Origin of the sequence: Corynebacterium sp. HMSC068G04 (genome assembly GCF_001814885.1) — a bacterium.
Lineage (GTDB): Bacteria > Actinomycetota > Actinomycetes > Mycobacteriales > Mycobacteriaceae > Corynebacterium > Corynebacterium hiratae.
The window spans coordinates 1-14,608 of the sequence record NZ_KV818345.1 but is presented as its reverse complement, the minus strand read 5'-3'; the positions used below and the strand labels follow the sequence as shown (position 1 = coordinate 14,608).

14 protein-coding genes are annotated in these 14,608 nt (G+C 58.3%); 10 read left to right on the top strand and 4 right to left on the bottom strand.

Going from position 1 to position 14,608, the window contains the following annotated elements:
• Positions 1 to 441: 441 nt before the first annotated feature.
• Complete coding sequence (locus tag HMPREF2993_RS10920; protein ID WP_070702350.1) at positions 442 to 2,487, bottom strand: TPM domain-containing protein; 2,046 nt, start codon at positions 2,485 to 2,487, stop codon at positions 442 to 444.
• Between the two features lie 43 nt (positions 2,488 to 2,530).
• Between HMPREF2993_RS10920 and HMPREF2993_RS10915 the strand changes: the two genes are divergently transcribed.
• Together HMPREF2993_RS10915 and HMPREF2993_RS10910 are read left to right on the top strand one after the other, a co-directional pair.
• Positions 2,531 to 3,115 (top strand): YdcF family protein, encoded by a 585-nt coding sequence (locus tag HMPREF2993_RS10915; protein ID WP_070702348.1) that lies wholly within the window; start codon positions 2,531 to 2,533, stop codon positions 3,113 to 3,115.
• 11 nt (positions 3,116 to 3,126) lie between these two features.
• Positions 3,127 to 4,401 (top strand): deoxyguanosinetriphosphate triphosphohydrolase, encoded by a 1,275-nt coding sequence (locus HMPREF2993_RS10910; RefSeq protein ID WP_070702346.1) that lies wholly within the window; start codon positions 3,127 to 3,129, stop codon positions 4,399 to 4,401.
• On the opposite strand, the gene HMPREF2993_RS10905 is transcribed toward HMPREF2993_RS10910, so the two are convergent.
• Both HMPREF2993_RS10905 and HMPREF2993_RS10900 read right to left on the bottom strand, forming a co-directional pair.
• Complete coding sequence (locus HMPREF2993_RS10905) at positions 4,398 to 4,631, bottom strand: barstar family protein (RefSeq protein ID WP_070679378.1); 234 nt, start codon at positions 4,629 to 4,631, stop codon at positions 4,398 to 4,400. The two genes, HMPREF2993_RS10910 and HMPREF2993_RS10905, sit on opposite strands and share 4 nt — an antisense overlap.
• A 3-nt stretch (positions 4,632 to 4,634) precedes the next feature.
• Positions 4,635 to 5,171, bottom strand: coding sequence for a guanyl-specific ribonuclease (locus HMPREF2993_RS10900; RefSeq protein WP_070679381.1), 537 nt, complete (start codon positions 5,169 to 5,171; stop codon positions 4,635 to 4,637).
• Positions 5,172 to 5,328: 157 nt separating this feature from the next.
• Here HMPREF2993_RS10900 and dnaG point away from each other — a divergent pair, with 157 nt between their 5' ends.
• A complete protein-coding gene (gene dnaG, locus HMPREF2993_RS10895) occupies positions 5,329 to 7,257 on the top strand; it encodes a DNA primase (protein WP_070679384.1) in 1,929 nt (642 codons plus the stop codon).
• Between the two features lie 8 nt (positions 7,258 to 7,265).
• On the opposite strand, the gene HMPREF2993_RS10890 is transcribed toward dnaG, so the two are convergent.
• Entirely contained in the window at positions 7,266 to 7,541 is a 276-nt protein-coding gene (locus HMPREF2993_RS10890) for a hypothetical protein (RefSeq protein ID WP_070446667.1), read from the bottom strand.
• Positions 7,542 to 7,735: 194 nt separating this feature from the next.
• On the opposite strand from HMPREF2993_RS10890, the gene HMPREF2993_RS13660 reads away from it, so the two are divergent.
• From HMPREF2993_RS13660 to HMPREF2993_RS10855, 7 genes are all read left to right on the top strand, one after another.
• On the top strand, positions 7,736 to 7,873 hold the full coding sequence (locus tag HMPREF2993_RS13660; protein WP_157844611.1) for a hypothetical protein: 138 nt from the start codon (positions 7,736 to 7,738) through the stop codon (positions 7,871 to 7,873).
• A gap of 111 nt (positions 7,874 to 7,984) precedes the next feature.
• Positions 7,985 to 9,142 (top strand): non-hydrolyzing UDP-N-acetylglucosamine 2-epimerase, encoded by a 1,158-nt coding sequence (gene wecB, locus HMPREF2993_RS10885; RefSeq protein ID WP_070702344.1) that lies wholly within the window; start codon positions 7,985 to 7,987, stop codon positions 9,140 to 9,142.
• A gap of 89 nt (positions 9,143 to 9,231) precedes the next feature.
• On the top strand, positions 9,232 to 9,894 hold the full coding sequence (locus HMPREF2993_RS10880) for a DUF1707 SHOCT-like domain-containing protein (protein WP_070702342.1): 663 nt from the start codon (positions 9,232 to 9,234) through the stop codon (positions 9,892 to 9,894).
• A 250-nt stretch (positions 9,895 to 10,144) separates the two neighbouring features.
• Positions 10,145 to 12,472 carry a hypothetical protein gene (locus HMPREF2993_RS13500; RefSeq protein WP_141758299.1) on the top strand — a complete coding sequence of 776 codons (2,328 nt, stop codon included), beginning with the start codon at positions 10,145 to 10,147 and terminating at the stop codon, positions 12,470 to 12,472.
• Positions 12,473 to 13,112: 640 nt separating this feature from the next.
• Positions 13,113 to 13,310 carry an IS3 family transposase gene (locus HMPREF2993_RS14055; protein WP_371325910.1) on the top strand — a complete coding sequence of 66 codons (198 nt, stop codon included), beginning with the start codon at positions 13,113 to 13,115 and terminating at the stop codon, positions 13,308 to 13,310.
• 230 nt (positions 13,311 to 13,540) lie between these two features.
• Positions 13,541 to 14,002 (top strand): hypothetical protein, encoded by a 462-nt coding sequence (locus tag HMPREF2993_RS10860; RefSeq protein ID WP_070702334.1) that lies wholly within the window; start codon positions 13,541 to 13,543, stop codon positions 14,000 to 14,002.
• A 13-nt stretch (positions 14,003 to 14,015) separates the two neighbouring features.
• On the top strand, positions 14,016 to 14,576 hold the full coding sequence (locus tag HMPREF2993_RS10855) for a DUF6270 domain-containing protein (protein WP_371325909.1): 561 nt from the start codon (positions 14,016 to 14,018) through the stop codon (positions 14,574 to 14,576).
• Positions 14,577 to 14,608: the final 32 nt, after the last annotated feature.

Below are 14,608 nucleotides of genomic sequence, written 5' to 3'. Positions count from 1 at the left end.
ACCAATCCCGTATCCGTGGATCTACTTGGCCGACAATCGAGTCGGTATCCAACCGCCCGATGCGTGCAAGGACATTCGGCAGAAGGCATCCCGCAAACGGCATCCGACAGTCCGGCAGAAGGCATCTGGCAGATGGCATCTGTCAAAAGGCGCCTTTGGGGCTGAAAACGCCATGTAGAGGGTGCAAAAGGCGTTTTTAGCTGTGAAAACGCCTTCTAGAAGATGCCTTTTGCCAGATGCCTTTTGCAAGGAGCCTTGTGCGAGATGCCATGTGGGACCGCCCTGGTTATGAGATGCCGGGTGTGGGCCGCGGGTCTCGAGGGCTCGCGCGGGGAAGTGGGTGAAGCCGGCTGGGAGGAACTGGCGCGGGGAAGGGGAGAGGACGGGGAAGTGGGTGAAGACAGCTGGGAGGGCCTAGGTGCGGGGAGGGGGAGAGGGCGGCTAGAAGGAGCCGCCGCGGAAGCCACCTCCACCGCCGCCGCCCGAGAAGCCACCGCCGCCGAAGCTGCCACCACCGGAGAAGCCTCCGCCGAAACCGCCACTGTGGCCGCGGGAGCTGCCGCCACCGAGGATCTGGCCCAGCACCATGCCGGTGAGGATGTTGCCCGCGGCATCGGTGGCCTGGCGGCGCTGTTCTTGGCGGCGGTAGGCCTCTAGGTCTTCCTTCGCGCGATTGAGCGAAGTCTGCGCGGCAGTCGCGGCATCGCGGGAGTAGTTGAGGGCCGCGCGCAAGTCCTTCGAGGCGGAGTTCTGGGCTTGGGCGAAGAGGCGGGTGGCATCGGCAAGAGCCACACGCGCATCGGGGCCCACCACGCGGCCACGCGAGGAGAGCAAGTCCTCAGCTGCCTGGATAGCGGACTCGGCCGCGGCAATCTGCTGGCGGTAGAGCGCGATCTGGCGCTCGCGGGTGGCGTTGGTTTCGCGGACGGTGTCCAGCTGCTGGTCCAGTTCGCCATCGATAGCCGTCAGCGCCGTGTACTGACCCAGTGGATCACCCTGACCGTGCTCGCGGGCTGCGCGCAGAGCCTCCCGGGCGCGGGCCAGCAACTCCTCCAAGGCGGCCCAATCAGCAGTCGAGCCCTGGGCCTTGCCGCGCTGTTCCAAGTGCTGGGCTTCGGCGATTTCTTCCTCGACCTCATCGATGAGCGCCGGCAGGTTATCGCGAGCCGCGGTGATTGAGTTCTCGGCATTCTCCACGCCATTCAGCAGGCGGTCGGAGACCTCCAGGGCGTGCTCGGCATCGCGGATATAGCCCACCAAAGGACCCTGCTGGCCAGCCGGCTGGGACTGCAATTCTCGGCCGCGGGAAAGCAGCTTTTCAGCCTCATTGAGCGAGACCTCCGCCATCTCTGGGTTATCCGCAATGGAGGACAACACCTCCTCGGAATAGGAGCCGCTGAGAGTAGACAAGGTAGCGCGTGCCTGCGGCAGGCGCCCGCGCAGGTCGACCACCCGACGCGTCAGCTCATCCAGCTTGGAGCTGGCGTTAATGAGCAAGTCACGCATCTTGGCAAAGTCCGCCGCCTGCGCATCCAAGGCATCGTCGGCCTGCCCGCAGGAGGAGATAATCTCCACCAGCATCTGGCGGCGCTCCGCCGTCGATTCCGGCAGGTTATCTTGCAGCTTCTGCTGCAGCTGGAACGCCTTCTGCAGGGTCAGCGTGGAATGGTTCATCGCGCGCGTGAACGGGCGGGTGCGCTCGGGGCCGAACTCGGCCACCGCAATATCGAGCTCCTCCTTGCCGCGGCGAATCGATTCATCCGTGGAGACCAGCTCCTCCTGGGCCAGCTTCTCCAAGGTCGCCATGTCCAGGCGGTCCAGCTGCGCGGTATTGCCCGGCTCAATCTGGCGCGCGGATTCCAGAGTGGCCGCCGAGTCCTTCTTTGTCTTGCGCCTGTTGGCCACCGCGATTCCGCCACCCGCCAAAGCCAGCGCGCCCGCGCCGCCAGCTAGCCACAGGCCTCCCGAGCCATCGGAATCAGAAGCAGCAGAAGCGCCAGAAGAAGACCCCGCAGAACCGGAAGCGGCAGCGTCGACAAGCGCGAGTGCAGAAGCACCGAACTGGCGCCCGTCGGCAAGCTTGGCGTAGGCCGCCTCATACATCACATCCAGGCGCCCGCGCGGCCAATCATTACCCGTCTGCACGCCCACGGTGGAATCATCCACACCCACCACATAGGCCGCAGAATTCGGGCCCTTGGACTGCACAATCTGATCCGCATAGCTCTCCGCGCCCTCCGGCAGCGACGAGGCAAAGACCACGAAAATCACCACGTGGTTCTCCTGCTGCAGCGCGGCAATCTTGTCCTCCAACTCGGCCTTCTCCGAGTCCGAGAGCACCCCCGCCTCATCCGTCACCTTCTCCGTGAGCGAGGCAGCCTCCGGCGCGGCAACAACGAAGTCCGCAGCCAGGGCGGGGCTAGCAGTGGCCAACCCCAGCACGAGAGCAGCAAGGGCGGCGCGACCAAAACGAGCAGCAGTAGTCATGCGCACCACGATACCTGCCACCCAACGCTAAAGTGGACAGGCAGTGAAGTACGTTATTGTCCTGGGTGCTGCGCAATACGACGGGCGCCCCTCCCGCATCCTTCGCGGCCGCGTGCGCTTCGCCGCTGAGTACGCCGCCGCGCACGACCTGCCCATTATCACGGTGGGCGGGAACTTGCCCGGCGATAGGTTCACCGAGGCCGGGGTGGCACGGACCTTGCTTGACGACGAACCCCTTAAAGTCACCGCCCTCGAAGAAGGCCTCGACACCCGCAGCGAGCTAGCCGCCGCCCGCGACAAACTCGGCGTGACCGAGGCCGTCATCGTCACCGACCCGCTGCACCGCCTGCGCACCTTCCTCATCGCCCGCCAAGAAGGAATCACCGCGACCGTTATGGGCACGCCCTACTATCCTTCCCGGCGTTTCTCCATCCCGTGGTGGCGTTACCTGGCCCACGAGACCGGCGGTTTGGCCTACCTGGGGCTGCGCACCCTGCTGGGGGAGAAGCGCACCGAAGGCGTGCGCGCGGCCTTCTACCGCGTCGAGCGCCTCATCCGTCCCAACCAAGCCCTGCGCCACCGCGTCATTGGCGCGAGGCAGACCCAGGATGGCCAGGACTCCGCCTAAGCTTAAAACCCGTGAGCTATTCCTACCGCGCAGAAGACGTCGCCCGCCTCGCCTCCGAGTCACCCAAAGGTTCGGCCCTGCTCAAATCCGAGGAGCACCGCGGCGCCTTCTCCCGGGACCGCGCCCGCGTCCTACATTCCGCGGCCCTGCGCCGCCTGGCGGACAAGACCCAGGTCGTCGGCCCGCGCGACGGCGATACCCCGCGCACGCGCCTCACGCACTCCCTGGAAGTCAGCCAGATTGCCCGCAGCATCGGCGCCGGGCTAGGCCTCGACCCGGACCTGTGCGACATGGCGGGGCTGACGCATGACATCGGCCACCCGCCCTACGGCCACAACGGCGAGAATGCCCTCAACGAGGTCGCCCTCGGCGGCTTCGAGGGCAACGCCCAGACCCTGCGCATCCTGACCAAGCTGGAGCCCAAGGTGGTTCTGGATACCCCGGCGGGCCCGCGCAGCTATGGCCTCAACCTCACCCGCGCCTCATTGGATGCGGCCTGCAAATACCCGTGGACTAAGACCAACCCGGACGGCACCACCAACCGCAAATACGGCGCCTACGACGAAGACGCCGACGTCCTGGAGTGGCTGCGCCAAGGCCACTCCGACCAGCGCAAGTCCATGGAGGCCCAGGTCATGGACTGGTCGGATGACATCGCCTATTCCGTCCACGACGTCGAAGACGGCATCATCTCCCGCCGCATCTCTTTGAACGTGCTGTGGGACCTGGTGGAGCTGGCCAACCTCGCGGACAAGGGTGCGAAGGCCTTCGGCGGCACTGCCGACGAACTCCTGGAAGCCGCCGACCGCCTGCGCCAGCTGGACGTCATCAATGCCATCGGCAACTTCGATTACTCCCTGCGCTCCTATGCCAACTTAAAGAAGATGACCTCGGAGCTCGTCGGCCGCTACGTCGGCGCTACCGTCTCCGCCACGCTGGCGGCTAACGACGGCCCGCTCGGCCGCATGCACGGCGACCTCGCCGTCCCGCCGGGCGCGGTGGCGGAGGTGACCCTGCTCAAGACCATCGCCGTTCTCTACGTCATGGATGAGCCCGCCCACCTGGCCCGTCAGGACCGCCAGCGCGAGCGCATCTACCGCGTCTACGACTACCTGGTGGCCGGCGCGCCGGGCTCGCTGGACGCCACCTTCGCCCTGTGGTGGAACCAGGCCGATACCGACCTGGAGCGCGACCGCGCCATCATCGACCAGATCGCCTCCATGACCGAATCACGCCTGGAGCGCCTGGCGCGGCGCAGCGCCGATCTCTTCGGCTTTTTGAGCTAGCGCACGAGTGCTACACCCTGGTCCTTCAGCACCATGCTGATCGGGGTCAGGTCTTCTTCAACCATGTCGAAATCCGCGGCGATAATCGCCACGATATGTTGCTCACGCAGGAAATCGGCCAAAGCATCGAGGTTGCGTGGCGCACCGGACTGGCAGCCGCGCAGGCGCCCAAGCGCGCCATAGAAGTCCTCGCGCGTGCGGATAGGTTCAGTAATCAGGATGCGCTGCATGTCTTAGTCCTCCGCGTCCGGGATGCTGCAGAAGCTGTCGTAGTGGTCATCGGTGTAGTACCAGACATCCGGGTCGGTCTCGCTCCCGCCACCGGTGACAATCCGCTTGGCCCCGCGGTGCCCAATCCCCGGCGTTTCCACCGTGTATTCGCGGTAGTAATTCCTGTCCTGCTGCGGCAGCACACCCTCATAATTGCCAAAGCGCACGTTGTCATTATCCGGATAATCATAGGGGCCACCGGCCAAGATATCGCTGGCCGTGTCATGCGCCTCCTGGGGCAAGGAATCCATGGAACAGGTGGGCAGGTCGGAGCCGCCCTGCTTGGCGACGTCCCCCTCATCCCCACCAGACGCACCAGCGGCAGAGGATACGCCCGATGCAGCGGACGCATCAGGCGTATCAGATGAGGACGCTGCCTTCTGGCCCGCGCCATCACTGGAATCACCGAGGTCGATACCGAAGTAGCCCGCGACGAGGACGAGAACCGCACCACCGATGAGAGCCGGCAGCGATTTTTTGGAGGGGGAGGATTGGGCCATGGCCCCCATCATTGCAGGTGCGGGGGCCGAAAAAGAAATCAAGAACGCGCTTTTTGCCGATTCCCACATATGAGTTCTTCCAGGATGTGGGACTCGCGGCTCTTGCCCACCCAGCCGTGGGTACCTGTACCTTGCGTGGGCGGGGTAGTCTGTACGCATGGCACGAGGCAGAATTCCGGACAGCGACATCCAAGCTATCCGTGAACGCGCGCCTATTGATGAGATCGTGGGCGAATACGTCCAGCTCAAGCCCGCTGGCTATGACTCCTTGAAGGGCCTGAGCCCCTTCAAGGATGAGAAGACCCCATCCTTCCACGTGCGCCCGCAGCGCGGCTACTATCACTGCTTCTCCACCGGCAAGGGTGGGGATGTGTTCAGCTTCCTCATGGAGATGGAGCAGGTCTCCTTCCCGGAGGCGGTCGAAGCTGTGGCCCAAAAGATTGGCTACCACATCAACTACCAGGGTGGCTCCACCGGTGCGCGCGACGAGAAGCCCGGCACGCGCCGCCGGCTCATCGCCGCCAACAAGGCGGCGCACGAGTTCTACCGCCAGCAGCTAGAAACCCCGCAGGCCGCCGCCGGGCGCGAGTTCCTCCTCGACCGTGGATTTTCCAAGGAAATCATCTACGAGTTCGAGTGCGGTTATGCCCCGGAGGGCTGGGATACCGCCACAAAGCACCTGCTGCGCATGGGCTTTTCCTTTGAGGAGCTGGAAGCCGCCGGCATTTCCAAGATGGGCAAGCGCGGCCCCATCGACCGCTTCCACCGGCGCCTGCTGTGGCCCATCAAGGACTTGTCCGGAAACGTCATCGGCTTCGGCGCACGCAAGCTTTACGACGATGACAAGCTGGGCAAGTACATGAACACGCCCGAGACCATGCTCTATCACAAGTCCAAGGTGCTCTTCGGCCTGGATTTGGCCAAGCGCAACATCGCGGAGCAACACCAGGCCGTGGTGGTGGAGGGCTATACGGATGTCATGGCCATGTACGCCGCGGGCGTGAAGACTGCCGTGGCCTCCTGTGGCACCGCCTTCGGCGCAGACCACCTGCAAGTCCTGCGCCGGCTTATGTTGGATGATTCCTACTTTCACGGCGAGCTCATCTACACTTTCGACGGTGACGAGGCCGGCCAGAAGGCCGCCATGCGCGCCTTTGAAGGCGAGCAGAAGTTCACCGGGCAGTCCTTCGTCTCCGTGGCCCCGGATGGCATGGATCCCTGCGATCTGCGCCTAGAGCGCGGCGACGCCGCGGTGCGCGACTTGGTGGCGGACCGCATCCCCATGTTCGAGTTCGTCATCCGCTCTGTTATCTCAGACTTCAGCATCGACTCCGCCGAAGGACGCCTCCAAGCCCTGCGCCGCGCGGTGCCCGTCGTGGCTCAGATCAGGGATCAACCTCTGCAGCGCGAATACGCCCGCCGCCTAGCCGGCTGGGTGGGCTGGCCCAACCCGGAGGAAGTACTCCAGCAGGTCCGCCAAGAGGCCCGCAAGCCCAAGAAGGAACAGCGCCCGCGCTTTGCCTCCTTGGAGGAGACCGCCTCTGCGCCCGCGCAGTCTAATGCCCCCGTCATGCACATCCCCGGCCCACGTGAGCCCCACCTATGGCCGCAGCGCGAGGCCCTCAAGCTGGCCCTGCAATATCCGCAGATTGCCGGCAGCTACTTCGACGGAATCACGGAGGATGCCTACTCCAACGAGGCCTACCGCACCATCCGCCGCGCCATTTCCACCCTCGGTGGCGTGACCTCCGGTGCCGAACAGCCCGGCGTGGAGTGGCTCGCCGCCGTGGCCGGGGAGATGCCGGATCTTATGGCCCGCAACTTCGTCTCTGAGCTCGCCGTGGAACCCATCAAGCTGGGGGAGACCGGCAACCCCGATACCGACCTGGAGGCCTACGCCGATTCCGTGCTCTCGCGCCTCCAGGAAGCCCGCGTGGGCGACCAAGTAGCTCAACTCAAGGCCCAACTCGGCCGCATGCGCCCCTCCGACGACGAAGAGTCCTACAATTCACTCTTCGCCGACCTCGTGGCACTTGAGCAAGCCCGCCGCGAGCTCAACGACCGCGCCTTCCGCGGCGTGCGCTAATCAGCGCGTTAATCTTCGTCCGGCTCGTAAATCCGATCCGGCTGCACTCCATCCGCGGCACCCCGCTTGCCGCGGCGTCCCTTGTTGTAGTCCTTGAGCTCGCGCATACGCGGCTCCGGATCCAAGCGGTTGGCCACGGCCTTGCGCGCTGAGCGCACCGCGGCCTTGGTGGCGGGGGAGTTCACGGCCTTTTCATAAGCGCCCTTAATTTGGTGGTAGCGCTTGCGCCCAGCCTTGGTTCCAAAGACGTATCCGGCGGCAGCACCCACAACAAATTGGATCATTGGAAACTAGTCATCCCCTTACTTCAAGCCGGCGCAGCGGCCAGCGTTTGCGTACAACGTACGGGCAACGTGCAATTCTCACGATCAGCCTACCTGCCCAAGCCCACCGGCGTGGGTGGCAGTGCAGCCGTGGGGCGAATAGATATTGTGCGAACTCTTCCCAAAGACCATTCGCTTCGGTTAACTTAAGTTCTGTGGAGAGTTCGAAGCGTACGCACGCGGTCTCGGCAGCCGTGGCGATGTCAGCGCTATTAACAGCCAGCGTGGCGGCAGCTGAGCCGCGCGTGGCTGCTTTCGAAGAGCCACGGGAAGTCACCGTGAGCGAGGACTAGCGTTCACGGGACTGACGTTCTACTCTTCGCAATCACCGGACCATGTGCACGTGACACGAGCACTGTAGACTCTTGTGGAGATTCTCTCCCGGTAATAAATGAAGGAAATTTATGTCTAAGCCGAAGATTATGACCGTGTACGGCACCCGCCCCGAGGCGATCAAGGTAGCCCCAGTCATTAAGGCATTGGAGAAGGACGAGCGCTTCGAATCGGTTGCTGTCTCCACCGGCCAGCACAAGGAAATGCTGGAGCAGGTCAACACCATGTTTGGCATTGAGCCGAAGCTAGACTTGCACCTAATGAAGCCGGGACAAGGTCTCAATGAGATTGTCTCTCGCGCGCTTATGGGGCTGGACGAGATTATCGATTCCGAAAAGCCTGACGTCATCATCTCCCAGGGCGATACTTCTACGGCCATGACCGCCGCGCTTGCCGGTTTCCACCGTGGTGTGAAAATCGTGCACCTGGAAGCAGGCCTGCGCACCGGCGACATTCACTCGCCGTTTCCGGAAGAGGCCAACCGTAAGCTGATCGGCCAGGTTGCGGAGCTGCACCTTGCTCCCACGGCAGGATCGATGGAGAACCTGCGCCGCGAAAATGTTCGGTCCAAGGACATCGCGGTTACCGGCAATACCGTGATCGATGCGCTACTTGAGGCTGCAAGCTGGGACACCGAATTCGAAGACCCGACCGTACAAGAGGCGGCTAATTCGGCTAAGCGCCTTGTCGTCGTCACCACCCACCGCCGCGAAAACCTGGAAACCATGAAGGAAATCGGCGGGGCCGTCAAGGATTTGGCGGAGGGCTATCCGGACATTAACTTTGTTCTACCACTGCACCTCAACCCCAAGGTCCGTGAGGCCGTGCTTCCGGAGGTTGAATCCCTGCCTAACGTCATCATCACGGATCCGCTGCCCTATGACCAGTTCACCAAGCTTCTGGATCTTGCAACCATTATCCTCACCGACTCGGGCGGAGTTCAGGAAGAAGCCCCGGCTCTGGGCAAGCCGGTCTTGGTCATGCGCCAGAACACCGAGCGCCCGGAAGCCGTTGTGGCCGGCACCGTGAAGCTTGTGGGCACCAACCGTAGCCTCATCGTGGCGGAGGCTAAGCTGCTCCTTGATGATGAAGCCGCCTACGAGGCCATGGCCAACGCCGTCAACCCCTATGGAGATGGCAAGGCTGCTGAGCGAGCTGTCGCAGCTATCGCTGAGCTCCTTGGAGTAGGGGAGCGCCTGCCCGATTTCGCTCCCGAGATCGAGTCCTAACAAGAACTCAGGAACTAAAGAATAAGCGCGGCGAGGTGCCCAGCACTTTTCGCCGCGCTTAAAAGCGTGCTTCCACGTAAAATCAAGACATGGAATCACGAGACATCAAATGCACAAACTCTGAGCGCACCACCGCTTCACAGGTGTTGGCGGATGCGATGTCGGTAGGCCAGCTCAGCGTCACCGAATTCGAGGAGCGCTCCAGCCGCTGCGCCGATGCCACGACTCGTGGCGAGTTGGTTGACCTTGTTACTGACCTTGTCGAGGCACCAGAACAAGTCCTGTTCGGCAGCTACCAGGTGGCGCGTCAACGGTCGAAGGAGGTCAAGGCCACCAACCAAGGAGCTTCCACCGCTGTTGACCAGGCTTTAGCCCAAGTAGAACCATCGGTACACGGCGCACAGGGGCTCTCCCTCGGCATCTTTGGCGGCAGCACTGTGCGCGGCATTCCCATCGCCGCTCATCACACCACGATGGGAATTTTCGGCGGCACCGATGTAGATCTTCGTGGTGCTTCCCTCAAAGAACACGTCACGACAATCCAAGCGGTTGGGGTATTCGGCGGCGTCGATGTGTGGGTCCCGGAAGGATTCCGCGTTCGTGTCAACGGCGTCGGCCTCTTTGGCGGCCATGACATCAAGGTCGAACGTGGCGCCATCGACCCCGCAGACCTGCCTGCCAGCGCCCCTGAAGTAGTGGTGAACTGCTTCAGCCTATTTGGTGGTGTAGATGTGCACGTGGTGAAGCGGTAGTTGTTGACTTTTCAAAAAATAAGACAAAAGACGATGAATAATAGGTGAGTGGCGGAGGCCGGCCCTAGGTTAAACAGCTCTAGGGCTAACCAGGCGATGTCGTACACGGTGTCATCGCTTTCTTGAGCTTGTTCCACCTAAAGTAAGTTTGGTTTGGGCGAGGTAGTGTTGGAAAACGTGAATTTGGTGTCACAAGGCGAACTCAGTGTCACAAAATTGCCAAATCTGTTATGTCAAAGGAGTTGAAATCATGTCAGTCATTATTGGAAGGGTCTACAAACATGGAATGAAATCGGGGATAAATCTCAGGGAACTTGAGAGTTTAACTCTTTATGATAAACAAGCTCGCACTCGTGCTTTTTTCAATGGATGTGCAGAAGTTGCTTTGTTTGACTATGGCTCTCCACAGGAGTTTGAAGTAGTTGACCAGAGTGATGAATCCACAGTTCTTGCTCAAGGGGTTTTGTCGTCTCATTCTCGAGATTGGATTCCACCTCTTTTGAATGAGAAGGCTAACCAGGCTAGCCCGCTCGATCATCCAGAATCTGTGTGTGCAGTGGGTATCTATGAGGACGAGCTTCGTGTTTTCTCAAGCTGTCCTGGCACCGACGGATTTCTTTATCTTGACTCCGAGGATTGCTGGGTTTTCACTAATCATCTCCCACTTCTCTATCCCTTTTTGGAAGATTCCGCATCGCTTAGTCCGATTTCTTTAGCATGGACACTTCAGAAACATCATAATTTCGGATACGAACATCATCTCGCCGGGATCAAGAGGACACGACCTGGGTCGAAGTGGATTGTTTCGAAGGACGGCAGCCATGAGGTCGCAATGCGCTCCTCGTGGGATGAGTTGACAACCAGGATCGATGATCGCGAACTGCCAATGCTGGTGGAAGACTACGCTTCAAGTTTGAGCGACTACATTTTGGGAACGCAATGCGGAAAATCACTATCTCTCAGCGGAGGTAAAGATTCGAGGGCTATCCTCGGAATGCTTGGTGATTCAATTTATGGGAAATGGATTTCATTTTCTACCGCCGGAGAGCCGTATTCACCAGACGTGATGGCCGCTATTGATTTGATGGAACTTGCTGAACTGCGCGATAAGCATTATGTATCATCTCCGCCACTCATTGCTCAGCCGCGCGAGTTTTCTTCTAGTATCGCTCGCGATATTCAGACTGACCTTACGTTGAGTTCACTTGCTGATATACGGTGGGTTGGTGCTAGGACCTCTATTGTTCTCGGGGGGCATGAGTACGGGTCTAAAGGAAGTGACACTGGCCTAACACTGTCAAAACTTATTGATAGGGAAATGGGGCAATTGGCATCATCCCCTTTGCTTAGTAGAGAAGGCTCGGAGTTGCTCTCTAAGAATTACCGAACTTCTCTTGAGGCTGAATTGGGAGGTGTACCTTCGGAGAAGATCGAAGTAGCTTGGAAACTGAGATTCCGTTTGCCGCTCCTGACCGGTGGCACGTTAACTGCAAATAATGCAGGCGCAGCAGAAGTGCACCCCTTCTTGGATTATCGAGCGCTTCGCCTCATTCTTGGCTCAGCGCCAGAGTTTACAAGTGCTCAAGCCTTCCATTATCTGTTGAATCGACGAATGACGCGGCCCATTGAAAATGCTCCTTTTGCCGATGATCGGTGGCCAAAAGCTCTCGAAGAATTTGTCGTTAAGATGGGGCTGCAGTGGAGGGGTAAACCGGCCACTCCTTATCGCTTTAATAGTGCTTTTCCTTCACAAAGTTCCTTCGGCCGATACAATTGGAGGATCGAGCTGTTTAAAGGCGCTAGAACTAAAATGCTGGAATATCTTCATGACGGTGATTACGAGGATTCCTTAGTCAATGTGTCAGCCATGGCTGCTTTGATATCGAAGGACGAAAGTGAATGGTCATTTTTCAACCTTTATCAACTTGGGGCGATTCTACGTTTTTGCCTTGTGAACGCCGCGGGAGTTGAGTCTATTAACTCCTCGCGGTCAGATAAGATTGAGGGATTAGTCAATGAATTTATTTCGTCATCGGAATCCAAACAGGTGACATCAAGCCAAGGAAAGTTGGAGCGGGCGCTCAAAGAAAACTTAGAACGTGCGCAACAATCTATCGCAGATCTCGCCCGACAGATACACAATTCGGAGGCGAGAACAGCCGCGGGGCTGGATCCAGAAGGTTGTGTCAAGCTCTTGGAGGAAGGGGTGCTCCGCACCGAAGAATTGCAAACTTTAGTTCCAGTGCTCAGCAGTTTTGGACAATTTCAGCGTCTTCCTGATGATGCGAAACGAGTTGAATATAAGACTCTTGATGATGGACATGGCAAAGTTGAAATCGAAGGATACTTGTTTAAGTCGGACTCGACTACCGTGCTAATTGGATTTGCGGGTAGCGAAGACGATGAAGTAGAAGGACTTACTTGGTCACCTAAAGGTTTTCATTACCGTTACATCAAGCCTGACTCAACTGGTTACTTCCGTTTGGCAGTCAAGTTGCCGCACTTGCAGGGCAAAGAGATCTCGTTCTTCGTGCAAAGGTGGTATTCTCCCGGGCCTGTGTATCTTTCTATTATGTAGTTTTACGGAAAGCAGAGCCGCCCATAGATTGGAGGGGACATGCTCGGGTAGGCGCAGTTGGAACAATGTAGGCTATGGACCTCGTTCCGTTACAGTGCTAAGCGCCTCAGCGCGGCTAGGCGCATCTTGCCTAGGGGTTTAAGTTATTGTGGTTTATCGCCATGCCAACGGCGATGGGCTGATACCGCGTCTATGATTAGTTATTTATAGACATCTGAAGGCCCCTCAAGTTTTGTTCCTAGGCTTCAGCCTTGGGTTCCATTAATCCCTGTGATGTGTTCTGCTTCCAATAATCGGATTCGATCTCGGCCGAGGTTCGATACCCCAAGCTCTGGTCGAGTCTGGCCTCATTCCAGCACGACACCCATTCGAACGTCGCGATTTCTGCATTAACAGCATTATCCATCTGCGAGTATGGCTGAACTCATTCTAGTAGGAGCCGCTAGTGTTTTATCTAGCTAGCTTCAGCTGGCTGTACTTCTGCGCGGTCCGCGATGGCCATTTCTGATGGGCAGGTGTTTCACGCTAACCGTGGAACGCAATTCTCTAACGAGAAGCTCTGGGAGGTGTGCCGTAACCTGATACTACTCAGCCTGTAGGTCGTACTGGTGGGTGCTTAGATGACGCGATAGCTGATCGTTTGGGTAGCCCGCCTAAGACCGAGTTTTATGACCACCAGCGCTGGGCAACCCTTGATGTCGCGCGCAAGGCCGTTGTCTACTGGGTTGAAGTCATCTACAACTGTCGGCGCTGGCACTCCGTGCTGGGGATAGTCAGCCCTGTCAATATCGAGAACTACACCGGTTCAACCACCTACAGAAGAGAAATAGCTGTCTAACCACTAGGTAGCTCCACTACGTGTCCGCGGTTTGCGGACAACCCCATAATCCCGCTCGCAGGATCAGAGTGCTTTTCAATGAGGAAGCCGAGTTGGGAAAGAAGCCGATTGAGTTAGGCGACATGGTAATTGCACCTTCAGTGTGGGGTGATCTATAAACTCGACTGAGATAGTTGCAGTATCATATTTTATAATTGGTAGTTTCTGATCTCAGTGATAAGGAATCCGTTATGGCCGTCAATCAAGAACTCTTTGCCCTAGATAGTAGTTTGAACTTCAGTTTATGCTCTTTATCTGAAGGAGATTTTCAACTTTCGGGGCAATTCTTTGCAGAGAAAGACCAGCGCATAGTCGTTGGTATCGATGAGGGTCAAGGGCCCACCCCGAGCGGGTTTGTGAACTCTCCGGCTGGCTTTGATTTTTTCTATTTGATTGGCACGGGCCGACTTGAATCATTTGAGAAACAGTTTTCGATGAAGGGGATGTCGAAGCTGGATATGTTTATTCGGCGGTGGTATACGGAGTCCGATATCTTACTTTCAATTGATGGAAGAAATTTTGAAGACGCTGTGTTTGTTATGGGAAGCTGTGTCTCGCGTGATGCATTTGATTATATGACAACGCCGCTCGCGGGTTACAGGGCACGCTTTAGTTATTCAACGCTCCACCTCCCCCCCCGTTTATCACGATAAAGAACTATTAGCTTTGAATCAAAGCTCATTTCAAAGGAGAATGGTTGAAGGGGACCTTAGCAAAGAGAATATTAGGCAAGCTCAATTAGCGGCGGGATCCACAGTTTTGGTTGACTTCATTGACGAACGCCTTCCACTGTCTAGAACTCCTCAGAGCGCATACACCGAAAGTCCCGAGTATTTAGCGACTGGACTTGCTCGCGGAATAGAGTCAGTAGACGTATTCTCGGAGTCTTATTTTGAGGAATTCGAAAAGGGGTGGAACTTCTTTGCTACGGCATTGGGGCATAAAGAGCTATTCATCAATAAGGTTTTCTGGGCGACGCGCACCTCGGACGGGAGCCTGTTGTCAGATCAAAAACTAATTGCCAAGCAGAACGCTAAGCTCCAGCGCATTTATGATTTCGTGGTTGGAAGGGGGGCAGGGAACGTAAAGCTTTTGGAGTATCCTGACTCCGTCTTCTTAGCAGACCCAGATCATCGATGGGGGTTAAGTCCTTTTCATTTCGGCAGTGCCTTCTATGAGGCACAATCTGATGCTGTCCAACGAGAAATCGCAGTCACTCAGCATTAAACGGGCCCTTCCGGTTTTAGAGTGCGTTGATT

Excerpts from the sequence above, each read along its gene's own strand:
- HMPREF2993_RS10920 (WP_070702350.1), bottom strand. The coding sequence starts at position 2,487 with ATGACTACTGCTGCTCGTTTTGGTCGCGCCGCCCTTGCTGCTCTCGTG.
- HMPREF2993_RS10905 (WP_070679378.1), bottom strand. The coding sequence starts at position 4,631 with ATGCAGCGCATCCTGATTACTGAACCTATCCGCACGCGCGAGGACTTC.
- HMPREF2993_RS10900 (WP_070679381.1), bottom strand. The coding sequence starts at position 5,171 with ATGGCCCAATCCTCCCCCTCCAAAAAATCGCTGCCGGCTCTCATCGGT.
- dnaG (WP_070679384.1), top strand. The coding sequence starts at position 5,329 with ATGGCACGAGGCAGAATTCCGGACAGCGACATCCAAGCTATCCGTGAA.
- HMPREF2993_RS10890 (WP_070446667.1), bottom strand. The coding sequence starts at position 7,541 with ATGATCCAATTTGTTGTGGGTGCTGCCGCCGGATACGTCTTTGGAACC.
- wecB (WP_070702344.1), top strand. The coding sequence starts at position 7,985 with ATGTCTAAGCCGAAGATTATGACCGTGTACGGCACCCGCCCCGAGGCG.
- HMPREF2993_RS10880 (WP_070702342.1), top strand. The coding sequence starts at position 9,232 with ATGGAATCACGAGACATCAAATGCACAAACTCTGAGCGCACCACCGCT.
- HMPREF2993_RS13500 (WP_141758299.1), top strand. The coding sequence starts at position 10,145 with ATGTCAGTCATTATTGGAAGGGTCTACAAACATGGAATGAAATCGGGG.
- HMPREF2993_RS10860 (WP_070702334.1), top strand. The coding sequence starts at position 13,541 with ATGGCCGTCAATCAAGAACTCTTTGCCCTAGATAGTAGTTTGAACTTC.